The sequence below is a fragment of the Oceanobacillus oncorhynchi genome (assembly GCF_000821065.1).
GTDB lineage: Bacteria > Bacillota > Bacilli > Bacillales > Amphibacillaceae > Oceanobacillus > Oceanobacillus oncorhynchi.
Genome location: NZ_CDGG01000001.1, coordinates 3532554 through 3549505 on the forward strand (window position 1 = coordinate 3532554; position 16952 = coordinate 3549505).

General features: G+C 38.3%; 16 protein-coding genes and 1 pseudogene. 13 read left to right on the forward strand and 4 right to left on the reverse strand.

The genetic code is table 11. From position 1 onward, the window contains the following. Positions 1 to 144 precede the first annotated feature (144 nt). The 8 genes and pseudogenes from BN997_RS23585 (at position 145) to BN997_RS16890 (ending at position 7029) form a co-directional block, all read left to right on the forward strand. Entirely contained in the window at positions 145 to 1278 is a 1134-nt protein-coding gene (locus BN997_RS23585) for an ArsR/SmtB family transcription factor (protein WP_052485060.1), read from the forward strand. Positions 1279 to 1295: 17 nt separating this feature from the next. Further along, entirely contained in the window at positions 1296 to 1490 is a 195-nt protein-coding gene (locus BN997_RS16865; RefSeq protein WP_042533953.1) for a VOC family protein, read from the forward strand. A gap of 8 nt (positions 1491 to 1498) precedes the next feature. After that, positions 1499 to 1672 carry a VOC family protein gene (locus tag BN997_RS22995; protein ID WP_139089134.1) on the forward strand — a complete coding sequence of 58 codons (174 nt, stop codon included), beginning with the start codon at positions 1499 to 1501 and terminating at the stop codon, positions 1670 to 1672. A 17-nt stretch (positions 1673 to 1689) separates the two neighbouring features. Further along, complete coding sequence (locus BN997_RS16870; RefSeq protein ID WP_042533955.1) at positions 1690 to 2184, forward strand: GNAT family N-acetyltransferase; 495 nt, start codon at positions 1690 to 1692, stop codon at positions 2182 to 2184. A gap of 377 nt (positions 2185 to 2561) precedes the next feature. Next, positions 2562 to 3698 (forward strand): tetratricopeptide repeat protein, encoded by a 1137-nt coding sequence (locus tag BN997_RS16875; RefSeq protein ID WP_042533956.1) that lies wholly within the window; start codon positions 2562 to 2564, stop codon positions 3696 to 3698. A 694-nt stretch (positions 3699 to 4392) separates the two neighbouring features. Beyond that, positions 4393 to 4629 (forward strand): annotated as a pseudogene (locus tag BN997_RS16880) (sigma-70 family RNA polymerase sigma factor); the annotation flags it as partial. 333 nt (positions 4630 to 4962) lie between these two features. After that, a complete protein-coding gene (locus BN997_RS16885; protein ID WP_042533960.1) occupies positions 4963 to 6402 on the forward strand; it encodes a MocR-like pyridoxine biosynthesis transcription factor PdxR in 1440 nt (479 codons plus the stop codon). Positions 6403 to 6579: 177 nt separating this feature from the next. Beyond that, positions 6580 to 7029 (forward strand): YfmQ family protein, encoded by a 450-nt coding sequence (locus tag BN997_RS16890; RefSeq protein WP_042533962.1) that lies wholly within the window; start codon positions 6580 to 6582, stop codon positions 7027 to 7029. A 475-nt stretch (positions 7030 to 7504) separates the two neighbouring features. Here the strand turns inward: BN997_RS16890 and BN997_RS16900 are convergent, their stop codons facing one another. Next, positions 7505 to 7750, reverse strand: coding sequence for a hypothetical protein (locus tag BN997_RS16900; protein ID WP_042533964.1), 246 nt, complete (start codon positions 7748 to 7750; stop codon positions 7505 to 7507). A gap of 245 nt (positions 7751 to 7995) precedes the next feature. Here BN997_RS16900 and BN997_RS16905 point away from each other — a divergent pair, with 245 nt between their 5' ends. Together BN997_RS16905 and BN997_RS16910 are read left to right on the forward strand one after the other, a co-directional pair. Further along, the gene (locus BN997_RS16905; RefSeq protein ID WP_042533966.1) at positions 7996 to 8970 is read left to right on the forward strand and encodes a D-cysteine desulfhydrase family protein; all 975 of its coding nucleotides are present in this window, start codon (positions 7996 to 7998) and stop codon (positions 8968 to 8970) included. A gap of 168 nt (positions 8971 to 9138) precedes the next feature. Beyond that, positions 9139 to 10056 carry a DNA-3-methyladenine glycosylase family protein gene (locus tag BN997_RS16910; protein WP_042533967.1) on the forward strand — a complete coding sequence of 306 codons (918 nt, stop codon included), beginning with the start codon at positions 9139 to 9141 and terminating at the stop codon, positions 10054 to 10056. A 16-nt stretch (positions 10057 to 10072) separates the two neighbouring features. Here the strand turns inward: BN997_RS16910 and BN997_RS23590 are convergent, their stop codons facing one another. Then, complete coding sequence (locus BN997_RS23590) at positions 10073 to 10540, reverse strand: glycine zipper domain-containing protein (RefSeq protein ID WP_244882397.1); 468 nt, start codon at positions 10538 to 10540, stop codon at positions 10073 to 10075. 316 nt (positions 10541 to 10856) lie between these two features. Here BN997_RS23590 and BN997_RS16920 point away from each other — a divergent pair, with 316 nt between their 5' ends. After that, positions 10857 to 11807, forward strand: coding sequence for a threo-3-hydroxy-L-aspartate ammonia-lyase (locus BN997_RS16920; RefSeq protein WP_042533969.1), 951 nt, complete (start codon positions 10857 to 10859; stop codon positions 11805 to 11807). A gap of 21 nt (positions 11808 to 11828) precedes the next feature. Continuing rightward, positions 11829 to 12599 carry a TatD family hydrolase gene (locus BN997_RS16925; RefSeq protein ID WP_042533971.1) on the forward strand — a complete coding sequence of 257 codons (771 nt, stop codon included), beginning with the start codon at positions 11829 to 11831 and terminating at the stop codon, positions 12597 to 12599. A gap of 532 nt (positions 12600 to 13131) precedes the next feature. Here BN997_RS16925 and BN997_RS22330 read toward each other — a convergent pair. Next, the gene (locus BN997_RS22330) at positions 13132 to 14409 is read right to left on the reverse strand and encodes an N-acetylmuramoyl-L-alanine amidase family protein (protein WP_052485062.1); all 1278 of its coding nucleotides are present in this window, start codon (positions 14407 to 14409) and stop codon (positions 13132 to 13134) included. Positions 14410 to 14725: 316 nt separating this feature from the next. On the opposite strand from BN997_RS22330, the gene BN997_RS16935 reads away from it, so the two are divergent. Then, positions 14726 to 15949 carry a CynX/NimT family MFS transporter gene (locus tag BN997_RS16935; protein WP_084612967.1) on the forward strand — a complete coding sequence of 408 codons (1224 nt, stop codon included), beginning with the start codon at positions 14726 to 14728 and terminating at the stop codon, positions 15947 to 15949. A 253-nt stretch (positions 15950 to 16202) separates the two neighbouring features. On the opposite strand, the gene BN997_RS16940 is transcribed toward BN997_RS16935, so the two are convergent. Further along, positions 16203 to 16877: a GNAT family protein gene (locus BN997_RS16940; RefSeq protein ID WP_042533973.1), complete on the reverse strand. Its 675-nt coding sequence runs from the start codon at positions 16875 to 16877 to the stop codon at positions 16203 to 16205. Between the last annotated feature and the right edge of the window lie 75 nt (positions 16878 to 16952).

The following is a 16952-nucleotide window of genomic DNA, read 5'->3' on the forward strand; positions in this document are numbered from 1 at the left end:
TTCATTTTTATAAACTGGCGCTTAATAGAGCCGCATTTTAAATAACTGTTATCCAATCATATAATCGAAAGCTGATTGACGAAGGATATACATTATATTAATATATTCAATATACGAATATAGAATAAAGAAGAAGGTGACAAAGTGGAGAGAAATTTATTTGTACCAGCTTTACCGAAAACAGAGCTGGATGCAGTCCGTTCCTTAGGAGTCTATATTTTTACGAATATCCAGCTGGCGGATTACGATTTAAACAGCTCCTCAGCGCAGAATCGATGGATAAGGAGTTTATCGGATAACTTATCAGATAACGCTAACAATGATTTGAAATTATTAAGAACTGTTTTTGCGCATGGAGTGATTTTAAGGGATTTCTATATCCAAAAGACCGCGGATTTAACCATGGATTGGGATGCTTTTATCGATTGGTGGAAGCAGCTAGAGGAGTCAGACATGATGGAGCTTCTTATTTATGGAATTAGAGAAACAATGGACTATTACTATAAATACCTGCCTCGTATACCGGTTGTGGAAGAGGCAATGCGGGAAGTTTACCTGGACGAAAGGCAATTACAGGACCCTGATAATCGTAAGAAAGCCGTGAAAGCAGTACTGCTCAGCTGGTCTGTCCCGATAGAAAAAGTAGAAAACAATGCAGCGGATTATGATAGTTTATCCGATATAAAAGAAAGCATTATCCGATTGATAAGGGCTTTTTGGGCTGCCGGTTTGAAAAAACAGTGGGAAGAAAAGCAGAAAATGCTAGCAGCATGGGTAAGACAGCAAGAGTCTTTACTGTCAAAATCCTATCGTACCAATGGAGAAGCGATTTTTGCAATCACAGGCTTGTATCCAGATACCGCAGAATTGGAGAACATTAACAGAGCAGAAATGATAACCTTTGTTCCTGTTTGTAATATGGAAAGGCTGCTTTCTTTTATTCAATTTGATAAACATGTTTACCTGATGTTTGATCCGCAGATAGAAACGGCAGGAAATAAAGAAAAGCTGGCAGACTATTATACTGCTTTTGAAGGATTGGGTGACAGGACAAGACTGCAAATCATTGACTTATTAGCTGAAAATAAAGAGATGTTCGCCCAACAGATTATCCAGCAGCTGAACCTGAAGCAAAGCACGGTTTCTCGTCATTTAAATCAGTTGCTGCAATCTGGTCTTGTTATGGTGCATCAGGAAGGAAATACAAAGTATTTTTCACTAAACAGAGATGAACTGAAAAAAGTAGCGGAAAGCCTCCATTCATTTTCCAACATGTAAAGAAGAGGAGAATAAAGATGACAGATTTTCGAATCGAAAAGTTAAATACAATCGTTGTTCCAGTAAAGGATTTAGACAGATCCATTGCATTTTATAAGGATATATTATATTTAGAGCAAGGTTTTACTGATCAAAGTATGGCCTTCATTTCTGCAGGGACTTCAGAGCATGAACTATATTATTGCATATCATTGATGAGCCAGAACCGGTAGAAAAAGGAATGGTAATAGAATTTCTGGTCAATGATGTCAGCTCAGCTGTTTCATCTCTAAGAAATCGAAACGTAAAAATTATACAAGACCCGATTGAGCGTCCCTGGGGTGTGAAGGAAGCGGTTATTGCCGATCCGGATGGATATCGAATTTGGATAGTAGAAACCATATATCGGGGTTAAAGAAGGGAGGAATCAAAATGGATATAGCTATTGAGACAGCAGTCACAGAGCATGTCAAATCCATTGCTGCTATTTGCTCCTTTGGCTGGAAACAAACTGTAGAAGGTAAGTTAAGTGAGAAGTACCGGAACAAGCATGCAGAGGAATGGTATAACCACGAACGAGTAAAGGCGGATATAGAACAAGGCTCTTATACCCATGTTGCTATCGTTAATTCAAAGGTGGCAGGCGTTATTGGCGGTGCAATAACGGAGAGCAGAGTCAGCCAAGTTTTTGTATTATATGTAGAGGAAAAATATCGATACAAAGGAATAGGAAGACATTTATTAAATATACTTACAGAAGAACATAAGAAAGCAGGAGCAACAGAGCAATGGGTGTCTGTACAGGATGGAAATCAAAGAGGAATCCCTTTCTATGAAGCAAGAGGATTTCGGAAGCAGGAAAAGAAAAGCGGCGTGACGGATACAGGCGAACCATTTGTTAATCTTCGGTATTCGCGAAGCTTGTAATATCAACTTAGTATTAGCTTAAATTTATTTTTTGAAAATATCGTCTATTTATTATGGTAAAATAAAGATTACCTTGGTTTATAAAGGTTATTAAAATGAATTTCATTAAACGTGGATCATTTTTCCATAGTAAGAAACGCAAAGGAAGATTTATTTCACCCTGCACATGATTCATATAGATAATTTGATAGAAAAGCGGCATATACCTGTGCCGCTTTTACTGTTTTGAGAATTATTTCACGAAGCTCACGAGACAAGTATCTGTTAGCAAAAAGTTTTGTGAAAACAGTCTTGGATATGTCTTCCATTTATGTTCCATTTGTACTATAATAAAAATGTCATTTTAAAGAATAATTTGTCAAATAGAGGAGGATAAAATGAATAAACAGCGAATTATTATTTTTATGTCATTATTACTATTTATTGCCGGATGCAGTACGTCCGAGGAATCCACTGCATCAGAAACTTCTTCATCTGAATCTTCCGAGGAAAACACGAATTCAGAACAAGCAGAGGAAGAGGAAGAAAACGAATCGGGAGCAGAGGAAGAGGAAGCGGAACAATTATCATCTGGTTCAAGCACCAGTACATATTCATTATCAATGAAGCTGCAGCCTCTATACGCGAATGGAGATTATGAAGAAGCTTTAGAGCTAATCGAGGAATCTCTGGAAGATCACGCTGAAGAGCCTTTCCTTTATAATGATAAGGGTTTTATTCTCATTGAACTTGGACGACCGGAAGAAGCAAGAGAAGCGTTAGAAAAATCAATTGAACTGGATGACAAGATGGAAGCTGCTTACAGCAATCTTGCATATGCGTTAATAGATCTGGGCGAATATGAAGAGGCTATGGAAGCTGCGCAGGAAGCGATTGATTTAAATCCGAATGCACCGGAACAATATGTTGCTATGGGAAATGCACTATCTTTTCTTGATGAAGATGAAGAAGCTCTGACTTATTTTGAAGAAGCTTTAGAAATTGAACCCAAGGCAGATTTCGCTTTATATGGTATGGGAGCCAGCCTGCTCTATTTAGATGAAACAGAAGAAAGTATTGTTTATTTAGAAGAATATTTGAAACAGCATCCGGAAGATGTCGATGCACTGGATATGCTTGTATATGCTTATGAACTTATAGAGGATTATGAAGAAGCGTTGGAATACGCTGACGCCGTATTAGAAGTAGATGATGAAATGCATATCATTTATAATCTGGATTATAAAGGCATCCTTTTAACAAAAAATGGGCAGCTGGATGAAGCAGAAGAACTCTACGAAGAAATGCTAGAGGAGCATCCGTTAGATAAAGGAATTGCTTATTACGGCCTGGCTTTTATCGATATTGAGCGCGGGGAGATAGAAGAAGGCTTGGATCATTTGGAAGAGGCAATGGATGAGGACCCCAGCTTAATTGATTATGCTGTGACAGATCCTTTATTTGAAGATGTTTTAGATAATGAAAGATTTATAGAACTTGCTGAATCCTATGAGGACTCCTATAACGAGCTGTAGTTAAAAAAGCAAAAGATGATTGATAGTTGTAAAACAATCATTTTTTGCTTTTTCGTTTATTGGAAGCATTGCGGAACAGGATGCTTCATCGTCAAATAAGGATATACTTGGTGTCCTTTTATCATGAGAGGATAATATATTGAATATTATTGCAAATAGAGAGAGGTTGGTATTTCAACACTCGATCTTTACCTATTCAAAACATTGCATTGGTTAAGTTTTAAGAAGTTTAAGTGGATAGAACGTCAGATATTACAGATTCAACGGGATCTTGAAACTGCGAAGAGCAGGAAGATTTTTTGATATGAGAAGACGGTGAATGAGCGAATAAAGGCTTCTCTTGCCGAGTCAGAAGGAGAAAAAACAGCTTTCTCATAAGTACAGCTTGTATTTCTCCTTGAAAAATTTCTCTGAAAGTTATTTTTCATTTTATAAACTATGTTCCGAAATCTTTTCTCTATTGATTCTCCAAATTCCAAAAGATACACCGGCGATAATAAAGAAAATACTAATCGATTTTCATACGGAGGGGAATGACAATTGATAAATAAAAGAATAAAGCAGTCCAAATAAAGACTCAAAAACAATCATCATCCCTGCCATGGAAACCGTCAGACGGATGGAAGTTTGGTTCCATGCCCATGTTGCCACCCACAAAGCAACGATGCCCAACACGATAATACCAATCAAATATGCAGCGGATGGACTGTTAAAAAAGGAATTAGAGGAGGTATTGGATACCCTTCCTCTCCGGGAAGAAAGTATTCTCCGTCTCCGTTTTGGATTGGATGACGGGAAGTCACGAACGCTGGAAGAACTGGGAAAAGTATTTGGCGTGACCAGAGAGCGTGTCCGTCAGCTTGAAACAAAAGCATTGCGGAAATTAAGGCATCTAAGACACAGTAAACGTTTAAAAGATTTTCTTGATTAGCGTAGGCCGGAGTTATATGTTTAACGGATAATTAATAAAATTTATTTCCATGCATTTAAGCCCGGTAACTTCATTGTGATTCGGGCTTTTTTGCTGGAAAGAATAAAATCTGGATCATTTCATCTGTGAGTTGCTTATTTAGGTCATTGTTCGCTATGATAGTAGAAGATATCTTTGTTTAGCAGTTTTATTTTTGTATCATTTTATTTAGGAAAGAATTCCATAAGATAAAGTTTAAAATTAAGAATATATTCATTTTAGTATACGAATAAAGAGCTTTGGGCAGTATTATTCACTGCGCGTTTAAATCTACAACACAATCGAGGAATTCACATGAATTTTAAACTTGACCGTTCAGCGAAAACACCACTATACAAACAAATCGCATCATATATCGAAAACGGAATCTCTACTGGTGATTTTTCTCCGGATATCCCGCTGCCATCAGAACGCCATCTGGCAAAAGAGCTGCAAGTTAATCGCAGCACGGTAGTGGCCGCTTATGATGAATTACAATCCATTGGAATTGTTGAAAGAAGGAAAGGCAGCGGGACGCATATTAGTACGGATATCTGGGGAATATCCGATAAAAGAATTCCCAACTGGGGAAGGTACGTGGAGGATGGTTCATTCCTTCCTAATTTGCCGTTAGTTCAAAAAATACGGACGGAAACACAAAATAATGAGATGATCAATATGGCAAGCGGAGAACTGGCGGCGGATCTATTTCCGGCCGAACAATTTCATTCCATTTTTAAAGAGAAGCCTTTTACAGAGCATCTGGGATATGATCACCCTCAAGGCAATGTCCGTTTAAGAGAAACGATTTCTAATCATTTGTATAAGTATAAAAGAATCTCTATCGATGCAGAATCAATCCTGATTACCTCTGGTGCGCAGCAAGCTCTTCACCTTATTGTGCAATGTTTACTGAAGCCTGGTGATGCTGTCGCAATAGAAAATCCATCGTATGCTTACTCATTGCCATTATTTAAATCAGCAGGTTTACGTCCCTTTCTTTTAAAGAGCAGTAAAAATGGGATTAATCCGGATGATATCGTCGAACTGCATAAAAAACATCGCATTCGAATGGTTTTTATCAATCCGGATTTCCAAAATCCGACCGGAGTGCAAATGCCTTTAAGCAGGAGGAAAAGAATATTAGATATTTCCTCGGAGTATGGCATTCCTGTTGTAGAGGATGACCCGTACAGCATTACGACATTTGATGGAAACGTATCAGCTTCTTTAAAACGAATGGACGATAACGGAAATGTATTATATATCAGTTCTTTATCCAAAATCGTTGCATCTGGATTACGAATCGGCTGGATTGTTGGACCGAAAAAAGTTATTCAACGCTTAGCTGATGCAAAACAGCAGATTGATTTTGGACATAGTATTTTTCCGCAATGGGTTGCAAATGAGTTTATCGGATCTCCGCAATTCGATGAACATATTCATAAAATCAGGAAGCAGCTGGAAGTACGGAGAAAGCAATTATCCAAAGCACTGATTCATTTTTTAGGCGATCAGGCAGAATTCATGGAACCAGATGGCGGGATTCATTTATGGTGCAAGCTGAAAGATCCGGTGGATGAATTTCAATTGCTGGATGAATCATTGAAGAGAGGAGTTGCTTTTGTTCCAGGCTCTATTTTTGGTGAGAGCAAAGGATTTGTTCGTTTTACGTATGGCAGGAGTACGCCCACAGATATTTGGGAAGGAATATCCAGATTTTCGAAAGCTCTTCAGCATTTGCGCGGAAAATAAAAAAGCGATAAAAATCTGTCTGCTCGTAAAGTGGATGGGGGATTTTTATGCGAATTGGATGGTATCATTTTTGGGATATCCAGTACAATAAAACTAGGTTAGGATAAAATCAGCAAGCTGTGTAACCTTATATCAAAATTAGAAAGTGATAGTTTATCAGGGAGATGGAATTCGAAAATGACATGGACATTTATATTAATTACGCTGGCAGGAATTATATTGAAATTTTTAACCAGCCCGCCAAGCGCTTTGGTAGGATGGGTTTTAAATAAATTTGAACTGCATCCTAAAATTGATGCAGGAAACAGTACGATAACCTTCGACGGAGCACCGCTTGATGGAGATGAAAAAAGGAGATTTATAGATTCTTTTAATGAAGCTCAATTTTTATATAAGAATCATATCTTTCCAGGGAAGGAAGCTTTGTTTCTTCATCCTGAAACAAAGATGCCCCCATATATTATTCATTTTAAAAAGAAAAATAAAGAAATGACCTTCCATGTTTTCGGATATGAAAATCGGGTAGATGTCGTGAAACAATGGAAGAAAAAGACCGCTTCCTATACGCTGGATTCAGATTATCTGCAACAGGCTGCTTTAACAAATAATCAGCTGCATAATGCCTGAGGTTATTGTTATGCGGCTGCGTTGACTATTTTATAAAGGTGGGGAAAGGGAGATGTTGAATACCCTTATCATACTGGTGATTATCGTATGTGTTCTTGCATTAATCGGAACACTTTTTGTCACAAAAAAGCTGGACGATACTTACGAACGAAAGAAGAGTTTTTCAAGTCTTACTTATATTTATTTTCTTGGACTGCCCGCGATTATTTTGGTTTCTGTTCTTATATGGGTTTTCATTTAAGATTGGGTTCAAATAGAATAGGCGTAACAATAGAACTTCTTATGAAATAGGAAGTTCTATTGTTATTTAAAGGGCATTTTCAATTATTCTAATGTTGAAAATTCGATGGATTAAAGAATGCTTTCCTTACATAGATCGTATAAGCTAGCATAGCCAGAGAAGGAAGCATATTAACTATATATAGCAGGTGGGTTTGATTGTTTACGAGCAGAGAGCTAATCATTCCAAAATAGACTAAATAAGCCACCATTGTCCAAAAGCCCCATTTTTCAATTGGATATAACCATAGACCATTACTAATGAAAATAAAGCTACTATTGCTCTCATTAATTGCTCAGGTATATTCGGTAATGCAAAACGTTCCGCTATACTGCGCATGGAATCGGTATCCGCATCATAAAAAATAGCAGAAAATAATAAAAGCATTGAACTAAAAGCAAATATATAACTTATTATTATAACTCCCAACGGTCTTTTCAAACGTTGTGACACCTCCCATACTTTATTTTTTTAATAAGTATAATTGCTTGTTTTTAACTTTTCTTCTAATTGCAGTCTCTATCCGCTGATGCTGACAGGAAAAGAGTACAGACTTATAGAAAATTTACCCTCTTCATCGATTCTTTACACTAAAATAACAAATTCCTTTCATTTATTATTTGCTTATATTCGTTCTTGTTCGCTATCATAAAGGTATAAACTGGATGAAAGCGAGAGGAACGACTATGCGTAAATTAAATATTGCTAATTTGGATACACCCATTAAAAAGCTGGAAAAACTCAGTAATGAACTTGGGAAAAATATTTATATCAAACGAGATGATTTTACAGGAGTGGAAGTCTCGGGAAACAAAATAAGAAAGCTGGAATACCTTATTGCCTATGCATTGGATAATAAATATGACACAATCATTACTACAGGAGCCTGCCAATCAAACCATGCCAGAGCGACAGCCGCGATTTGTGCCATGATGGATTTAGAATGCCATCTGGTGCTTAGAGGTGAAGCGAAAGAATATGAAGGAAACCTGTTTCTTGACGATATGCTTGGAGCGAATGTAAATATTATTCCGCCGGATGCATCCCGAGAAGATGCGATGGAGGAGAAGAAGCAGGAGTTAGAAGAACAAGGGAAAAAGGTATTGATTATTCCGGTAGGTGCTTCAAATGCCATCGGGTCTTACGGTTATATTAATTGTTATAATGAAATCATGAAGCAGGAAGTAGAGATGGGTGTTCATTTTGATTCTATCAACCTTGCAATTGGTTCTGGCGGAACATATGCAGGGCTATGGTTTGCAAATGAGGGGGCAGATACCAGAAAGAAAATCATTGGCTATTCTGTTGACCAAATAGCAGAAGTGTTCAAAGAAGATGTGATGGAAATAGTAAATGATTTGGAAAACATCAGCCATCATTTTGATTCTATTACTATTAATGATAACTATATTGGACTTGGCTACGGTCAGGCAACTGATGAAGAACTGGCATTTTATTTGGATATTGCTAAAAATGAGGGAATGATTCTTGACCCTGTTTATACAGGGAAGGCTTTTAAAGGGTTAGTGACTGAAATTAAAAACGGAAACTATGTTGACCAGGAAAATATCCTTTTTATTCATACCGGCGGACAGCAAGGCTATACGAAAGAGATGAGAGAAAGAGTGAAGGATATTTTAAGAAAGAATGATGGAGAATAATTTTTGTTAAATGATAATGCAAGCATTAACTAAAAGGCAAAGGGTCAGTGTGAAAACAGCGTCTCTTTGCCTTTTGGCATAAGTGCTGCTTGTTGTACAACCATAGTAGGTTGCTGAATTCGCAAGCAAAATATAAAACAGATCTTGAAGATAGGGGGGACGAAGAAAGTGAGAAGCTGGAAAGAAAGTAAAAACTGCATTTTCATAAAAGCACCGGAGCCGTTTAATTTTAAAGTGAATGTAGACTATTTCCTGAGGGATCCAAATGAATGCATGTATGAAATAGAGGAGAATACGATTACCCGTGTGATTGAAATAAATCATCTGCGTACATTGATACAGATAAGTGAAGCAGGAAGTGACTATCTGGCTGTTGAGTGTTTAGCCGGTACAAAACCGGAATCATTTGAAGATAAAGAGACCATCGTAAATTATATTTGTGAATGGTTTGACTTTGACACCGACCTGCTGCCTTTTTATGAAATGGGTCGCCGGGATTTGTTACTGCAACCAGTCATTGAAAGATTTTACGGACTTCGGATTATGGGTTTAAATGATTTATTTGAGGCCTTATGCTGGGGGATATTAGGCCAGCAGATTAACCTGAAGTTTGCGTACACATTAAAACGTCAATTTGTTGAAAAATTTGGAGAACATTTGGATTATAATGGAAAAAATTATTGGATTTTCCCTTTGTATGAAAAAATCTCTAAATTAACTGCGGAAGATATGGCTGATATTAAAATGACAAAAAGGAAAAGGGAATATATTATTGGTGTAGCAAAGTTAATGGCAAATGGAGATTTATCAAAAGAAAACTTATTACATGTAGATGATTTGAAGCAAGCGGAAAAAGAATTGATCCGTATTCGCGGGATTGGTCCATGGACAGCGAATTACGTATTGATGCGCTGTCTTCGGTATCCGGACGCTTTTCCTATTGATGATGTGGGATTAATCAATGCCATCCAATTTGTAAAGGGAATGGAACGAAAGCCGACAAAAGCTGAGATTAGAGAATTATCGGCAGCATGGTCAACCTGGGAAGCGTATGCTACGTTTTATCTGTGGAGAATGCTGTATTGAACGGCTGATTGGAATGCTAGATGGTTCTTCCTTTTTTCTTAACATCTGCGTCTAAACCTGCTCCAATCGCTATACCAACAGCTAAGCCAATTGGCAAACCTAATGCAAGGCTATCGAATAAGAGTCCAAAAACTAGTCCTAAGCTGAGACCACAGGACATATAGATACTGAGATAATAGTCTTTCGCAACTAGTTTGTGTTTTTTCATGAGGTGTGTACGGATGTTATTTAATATTTGGTGATGGTTTTTAAAATCATTTTTTGTCAGCTGATCTGACTTGTCTAAAAGCTGGGCTATATGACCTTCTAAATCAACAAAATATTGGTTACATGCTTCACAGCTGGAAGAAAGCTCAACCAATCTTTGAATCATTCGATGACAGTTATCCAAATCAAGCTTTTTGGAAACTTTTTCTTCTAAACTATTTTTTAAATCTTCTATACTGGCGTTAAGTTTGTCAGCAGCTTGGGGACTTATCATCATGGTTGACCTCCTTGTATGTCCGGATAAGAAATGATTAGATATTTTCAATATGTAAAAAAGCTTAGTTTATATAATTATATTCAAATGGCACAAGCGATGCAAATTTCATTTAAAATGAAGACTAATATAAAAAGTTAAGTATATCATTTAAAAACTCGATTTAAATATACAACTGTGACTTGATTGTTCTTTATATCAATTGAGAAAGATTTTAGCAGGAAATTTAGTCCGATTTGTCGAAAGGAGGATATAGGCATTACTAAAAATTATTAAAATAGCAACCTGTCTTGATATAAAAGTGAGGGAGGAATTCAAAATGTATGAAAAAATAGTAGAAGCAGCAAATCGCCTAGAAGGAATTGCACATAAAACCCCAGTCCATACGTCAACATTATTGAATGAATTAACCGGAAACCAAATGTTTCTCAAGTGTGAAAATTTCCAGCGGATGGGAGCATTTAAATTTCGGGGTGCTTATAATGCGATAAGCTCTCTGCCGAAAGCGTCCCAAAATAAAGGAGTAATCGCTTATTCTTCCGGAAATCATGCAATGGCTACGGCTTTAACCTGCAAAATACTTGGTATCCCTGCGACAGTAGTCATGCCGGATGATGCGCCGCAAGTCAAAGCAGCAGCTGTGAAAGACTATGGTGCAACGATTATAAGATATAACCGCAAGACGGAATCCCGAGAGGAAAAAGCGCAGGATTTAATAGATGAATTTGGTTATACATTAATTCCTCCTTTCAATGCGGAGCCAATTGTAGCCGGACAAGGCACCGTTGCAAAAGAATTGATTGAAGAAGTCGGGGAGCTTGACTATCTGCTCGTTCCTTGTGGAGGCGGCGGGTTGATAAGCGGATGTGCCATTGCTGCAAAACAGCTGTCGCCTCAATGCAAGGTGATTGGAGTGGAGCCTGTGGTATCCAATGATGCGACGAAATCATTTAAGGCAGGAGAATTGCAGACGATTGAAGCTCCAAACTCGATAGCTGACGGTTTAAATACACCTTCGTTAGGAAAAATTACTTTTTCTTTCATTCAAAAGCATGTAGATGATTTTATCACGGTTTCTGAAGAAGAGATAAAAGCTGCTATGTACTTCCTATGGACGCGATTAAAACTTGTTGTGGAGCCATCTGGAGCAGTCGCTTTAGCAGCATATCAAAAGCTTTCTGTTAAAAACAAAAGAGCAGGTGTCGTATTAAGCGGCGGAAATGTGGATGTAAGAAAAGCCGGGGATTTGTTTAAGGATATAACAGATTGATTTGATGAGGGAGTTTGCATAATGATTGATGCACATATTCATTTAGATTGGTACCAGCCTGACGAGCAGGAACAGTTAATTCAAACGCTTCAAGCAGATGGGATGATAGCCGTTTCAAGTGATTTTGAGAGCTGTCAAAAGGTATGGTGGTTAGCACAGAAATATCCGTTTGTTTATCCTGCTTTCGGCTGGCATCCGGAACAAGCATTGCCGCCTGATCAAGAAATCAATCGTATCTTTCAGGAGATTGAACAAAAATTCGAAAAAATCGTGGCTATTGGAGAAGTAGGGCTTCCGTATTATACCAAACGTAATGATGACTCGCTGGATATTGCACCTTATCATGCCATATTAGAGCGGTTTGTACAGGCTGCAAAAAAGTATAATCTGCCAATCGTATTACATGCTGTTTATGAAGATGCCTCTGTTGTCTGTGATATGCTTGAAAAATATCAACTGGAACAAGCCCATTTTCATTGGTTTAAAGGGGATAAAGCTACGATTAACCGTATGATAGATAATCGATATATGATTTCTATCACGCCTGATTGCTGGTATGAAGAGGAGATTCAGTCTTTAATCAAACAATATCCGTTAGAACTTATTATGGCAGAAACAGATGGGCCATGGCCGTTTAAAGAGCTTTTTCAAAATCAGATGACACATCCAAATATGATTATCGATGTGATAAAGAAAATAGCTGAGGTAAAACAGCTGCCTTTTGATAAAGTTCGACAACAGCTGACGAATAATACGTATCAGTTTTATCATTTAGAACGGTTTAATAAATAAACTGTAAAGGGATTAATATCCATTCAGGTTTTGTGAAAAGAAATGGAATGATAGCCCGGACTCTAAAGGGAAGTACGTTAATTAATTTCAAAATAAGGGAATAAGATAGTGAAAGAGGATGCTTTTTTATAAGGGATTAAAAATAACATCCTAAAAAAATCCTGACTTGATAAGTTAGCATTCCTGATTGGATTCAAATTAAAAGGGTGAAAACCATATCTAAAAAAAGCATATATTTGAATTTATAATGGGAATTATTTATCTTATTGTTTACGGTATTGTGCCTATCATTTGGGGACCTATTATGTACTCTGGTACGGGTGAACCATTATTCCTTGTGCTTCCATTAATCGGGGTTGCAGCTATTATGATAGCGATTGTAAAACTAAAAAGTTCTAAACGTAAAATGAAAGATTCGTAATATTCCCCCTGAGCAGCTCATTACAGATTGTAATTTAAAAGGAAGTCCAAAAAACGTAATCGAAGGTAAAAGTGTCACCTAGATACACTTTTACCTTTTCATCCGTTGATTTTAGCTGAAATAGTCTTCTAATCCGGCAATAATACCTTCTGCTGCATGATTTTGATAATTATCCGTTTGAATTGTCTGCTGTTCCTCTGAATTGCTGATAAAACCAAGCTCAATTAAAATCGCAGTTTGCTGATTCTCTCTTAGTACTTGGAAATCTGCTTGTTTAGCTCCACGATTGTCGAGATGAACATGACTCATCAATGACGTTTGTACATACTCAGCAAGCATCTGGCTTTCGCTTTCATTCTTGTAAAAGGTTTCCACTCCATGCGCAGCCTGGTCTTCCGACGCATTATAATGCAGGCTGATAAATGCATCTGGATTGGCAGAATTACTTATGTTGACCCGTTCTCCCAATGAGAGATACGTATCATCTTCTCTGGTAAACGTAACAGAAGCTCCTTGATGGCGTAATTGTTCTCCTAATTTTTTTGCTGTGGTTAAAGCTAATGTTTTTTCATGTGCTTCGGATCCCACTGCACCGGGATCTTTCCCGCCGTGACCTGGATCAATCACAAATTGACGGCCGGCAAGCGGATTTTCAGTGCTTTGTTCCGCTTGAACTTCTTTTGTTTCGCCATTTTCCTTTTCGCTTTCACCGTCTTTTGGCTCAGATGTTGCTTCTGACGCTTCATTTTCGGTTTCTTCTACTGTTTCTAATGATTCTGTTTTTTCATTTTCTTCTGATGTGTCACTATTTCCATTTGATTCGTCATCTTTATCAAGTAAATATAAAGTGATCCATACTTCTTCATCATGATAATATGTTTTGCCCCAGCCGTACAATTCTTCAAAAATAGTAACCTTCTCACCATGATTCATCTGCGTAACGACAGCTGCATTCTTATCAGGCGCATTGCGTACATTTACTGCTGGTGCTTGAATTCGGTACAGTTGTCCGTTTTCTGCTGGTTCGGCAGTTTCTGTATTTGTTTCTGCTGCAGCAGCTGCTGTTTCAGCTTGATTATCTTCTGTATCGGATTGTTCGTTTTCTGGCTCTGTCTGTATCTCATCCACTGCTGATAGGTGATGTAACGCGACCCAAGCTTGTTCGCCGTTATAAAATGTTTTGCCCCAGCCATTGGATTCTTCAAAAATAGTAACCTTATAGTCTTTTTTTAATTCACTTAGAAGGACTGTATCCTGAGCAGGCGCATCCATTAACTCTGTTGTTTCCGTATCAACTTTGTACAATGTCCCATTATCTGCATGTACTGTTGGTATAAAAATGAATAGGCAAATAAGAAAAGCAATGCCTATCATTAGGTTGTACTTCATATTGGAAATACCTCCAATTAATAGTTTGTTATATTGACAGGCTCTCCAATAAATTTCATAGATATACCTTTTATTCAAAATTATTAGATTGGAAGTTTGCGGGTACAGGTTAATATGAAAACTGTTTCCTGGATGAAGCTGCGTTTTATCAGTGTTAACACATTGGGGCATCGCAGAGCAGATGCGTTGATTGCAGTCTATTAAAAATGGGTGTCTTGACAATAGGATGTACATTGCCATAACATATATATATTGTGCAAAATTATTCCTCCTCCTTTCCTGTAAAGGGGGTGGAAAGTAGAAAAGAAGGTATTAGATGGAGAAAAATAGAGCAAGAACAAATAGTCTGACTGAGGAAGCATCCTCTAATAAGAGAATGCTATATTTGATTGCTATCATGGTGATTGGTTTTAACCTGAGGCCGGCAATTACTTCCGTTGGACCGTTGTTAGGGACCATTCGTGATCAGATTGGACTGGAAAACTGGAGTGCGGGGACGATTACCAGTTTACCGCTTATCGCATTTGCCATAGTATCGCCGCTTGCGCCAAAGCTTGGCCGGAAGCTGGGGAATGAAGGAGCGGTCTTGCTTGGCCTGATCCTGCTGTTCGCCGGAATAGGCACCCGGTCCATTCCATATACACCGACATTATTTATCGGAACAGCTATTATCGGGGTTGGCATCGCAGTAATGAATGTGCTGCTGCCGGCAGTCATCAAGGAAAAATTCCCGCATAAAGTCGGTCAAATGACGAGTGTCTATTCCACATCGATGGCAATATTCGCGGCCACGGCTTCTGGACTTTCAGTTCCGCTTGCAAAAGGAGCAGGCTTAGGATGGGAATTGGCTTTATTATCGTGGGCTGTGCTGGCTCTTGTCGGAATCATTGTTTGGATTTTTGTTATCAGCCGGAACCCTGCGCCTAAAGAAGAACAAGTGGAGTTAAGCAATAAGCCTTTTAATGACAGCAACCTGTGGAAATCCCCATTGGCTTGGCAGGTTACGTTATTTATGGGTCTGCAATCTTTTATATTTTATGTAATGGTATCGTGGCTGCCAGAAATCATGCAAAGCTTTGGATTTTCCGTATCTGCTGCCGGCTGGCTGATAGCTTATGTGCAGTTTGTCGGATTGCCGTCTACTTTTCTGGCACCGGTGCTGGCAGAGAAATTCTCTAACCAGCAGGGGATCGTACTGGGAATCAGCGGCGGTGCAGCAGTTGGATTTATCGGACTGCTAATCGGGGGACCGCTTCCGCTGATTTTCATCTGGGTAACACTGATTGGAGTTACTTTTGGAGGGGCCATCAGCCTGTCACTTGCTATGCTTGGCATGCGCGCACGTAATGGACGTCAGGCTGGAGCGCTGTCTGGGATGGCGCAATCCGTCGGTTATATTTTTGCTGCCATTGGACCGTTATTTATCGGGCTTCTATTTGATATTACGCAGGCCTGGTCTGCGCCGATTATTGCTATCATCGTTGTTTGCTTGTTAATGATGGTTGCAGGATTAGGTGCTGGCAGGAATAAGTTTGTGTAACGATCTGCCCTTTGATAATTAATAAGAATGTTTGATAAAAATCCTGCTACGAGCAGGATTTTTTGTTGTGTAGAGAGTTAAACGAGAGCTCCAGAGTGTTTACAGGATCCACTGACCAAGTCCAAGGGGGCCTATTTTTGATTTTGCGTTAATCTTCATCCCGGTTTATTTCTCGAGCATGAAAAAGAATACATCAGATTTTCAGTAATTGTGTCCATTAATTTAAGAATGACTTGTGTTCGGGGATATTGTCTTATTTCATATGAATGTCCGTTCCATATTGTATTAAATGTAATTTTCTTGCTACAGATTGGGATGCAAAGTTATCCCAGGAGGTACTATACAATGCAAGTAATCCTTGACTTTGAATTTCAGCTGCCCAAGCAATGGAAGCGTCTATCGCGTATGCTCTTCCACGATACGTTTCAAATGTAGCTAAGCTTGCTTCAGCCGCTTCATTAGTTTGTCTCGCGCTGCAGCAAACGGATACAGCTGCTTCATCTTCAATAATAGCAAAGCAAGGCTGTTTATATTTAAGCACTTCGTAGATATATGGGAAATTTTGCTTCAGGCAGTCTTTGTTGAAGTCGGTAATTCGTATTGCTTTTGTTGTTATGCTGCTGACATCAGGAAACACGAAAGCAGGTCCAGTCCAAAAATTGCTGATTTGCCGGTCTGTGTTTAAAATGGTGATTATTTCTGCCAAGTCTATAGCAAAATCTGCATGAATGCTTCGTTCCAGCTTCTTTATTACGTTCTCCTCAAGGGCATTGGAGTATCTTACTACATTACCAAGCTGCGTCCCGCCAATGAAAATACGAGGTGCAGCCTCGTTTGGCGGCTCATTCACAAAGGTCATTCGATTATTATCATCCTTTTTAAATAACACGTTTACATGATGTTTCATCAATGCTATATCAGATACCAATAAAGTGTTCCTCCCTTTCCTAACCATTTGCTTAGCTAACAATATGATTTTTTAACAGAATATTATATGTTCTTT

Coding starts and splice junctions, on each gene's coding strand:
- BN997_RS16865 (WP_042533953.1), top strand. CDS start 1,296: ATGACAGATTTTCGAATCGAAAAGTTAAATACAATCGTTGTTCCAGTA.
- BN997_RS22995 (WP_139089134.1), top strand. CDS start 1,499: ATGGTAATAGAATTTCTGGTCAATGATGTCAGCTCAGCTGTTTCATCT.
- BN997_RS16870 (WP_042533955.1), top strand. CDS start 1,690: ATGGATATAGCTATTGAGACAGCAGTCACAGAGCATGTCAAATCCATT.
- BN997_RS16875 (WP_042533956.1), top strand. CDS start 2,562: ATGAATAAACAGCGAATTATTATTTTTATGTCATTATTACTATTTATT.
- BN997_RS16885 (WP_042533960.1), top strand. CDS start 4,963: ATGAATTTTAAACTTGACCGTTCAGCGAAAACACCACTATACAAACAA.
- BN997_RS16890 (WP_042533962.1), top strand. CDS start 6,580: ATGACATGGACATTTATATTAATTACGCTGGCAGGAATTATATTGAAA.
- BN997_RS16905 (WP_042533966.1), top strand. CDS start 7,996: ATGCGTAAATTAAATATTGCTAATTTGGATACACCCATTAAAAAGCTG.
- BN997_RS23590 (WP_244882397.1), bottom strand. CDS start 10,540: ATGATGATAAGTCCCCAAGCTGCTGACAAACTTAACGCCAGTATAGAA.
- BN997_RS16920 (WP_042533969.1), top strand. CDS start 10,857: ATGTATGAAAAAATAGTAGAAGCAGCAAATCGCCTAGAAGGAATTGCA.
- BN997_RS16925 (WP_042533971.1), top strand. CDS start 11,829: ATGATTGATGCACATATTCATTTAGATTGGTACCAGCCTGACGAGCAG.
- BN997_RS22330 (WP_052485062.1), bottom strand. CDS start 14,409: ATGAAGTACAACCTAATGATAGGCATTGCTTTTCTTATTTGCCTATTC.
- BN997_RS16935 (WP_084612967.1), top strand. CDS start 14,726: ATGGAGAAAAATAGAGCAAGAACAAATAGTCTGACTGAGGAAGCATCC.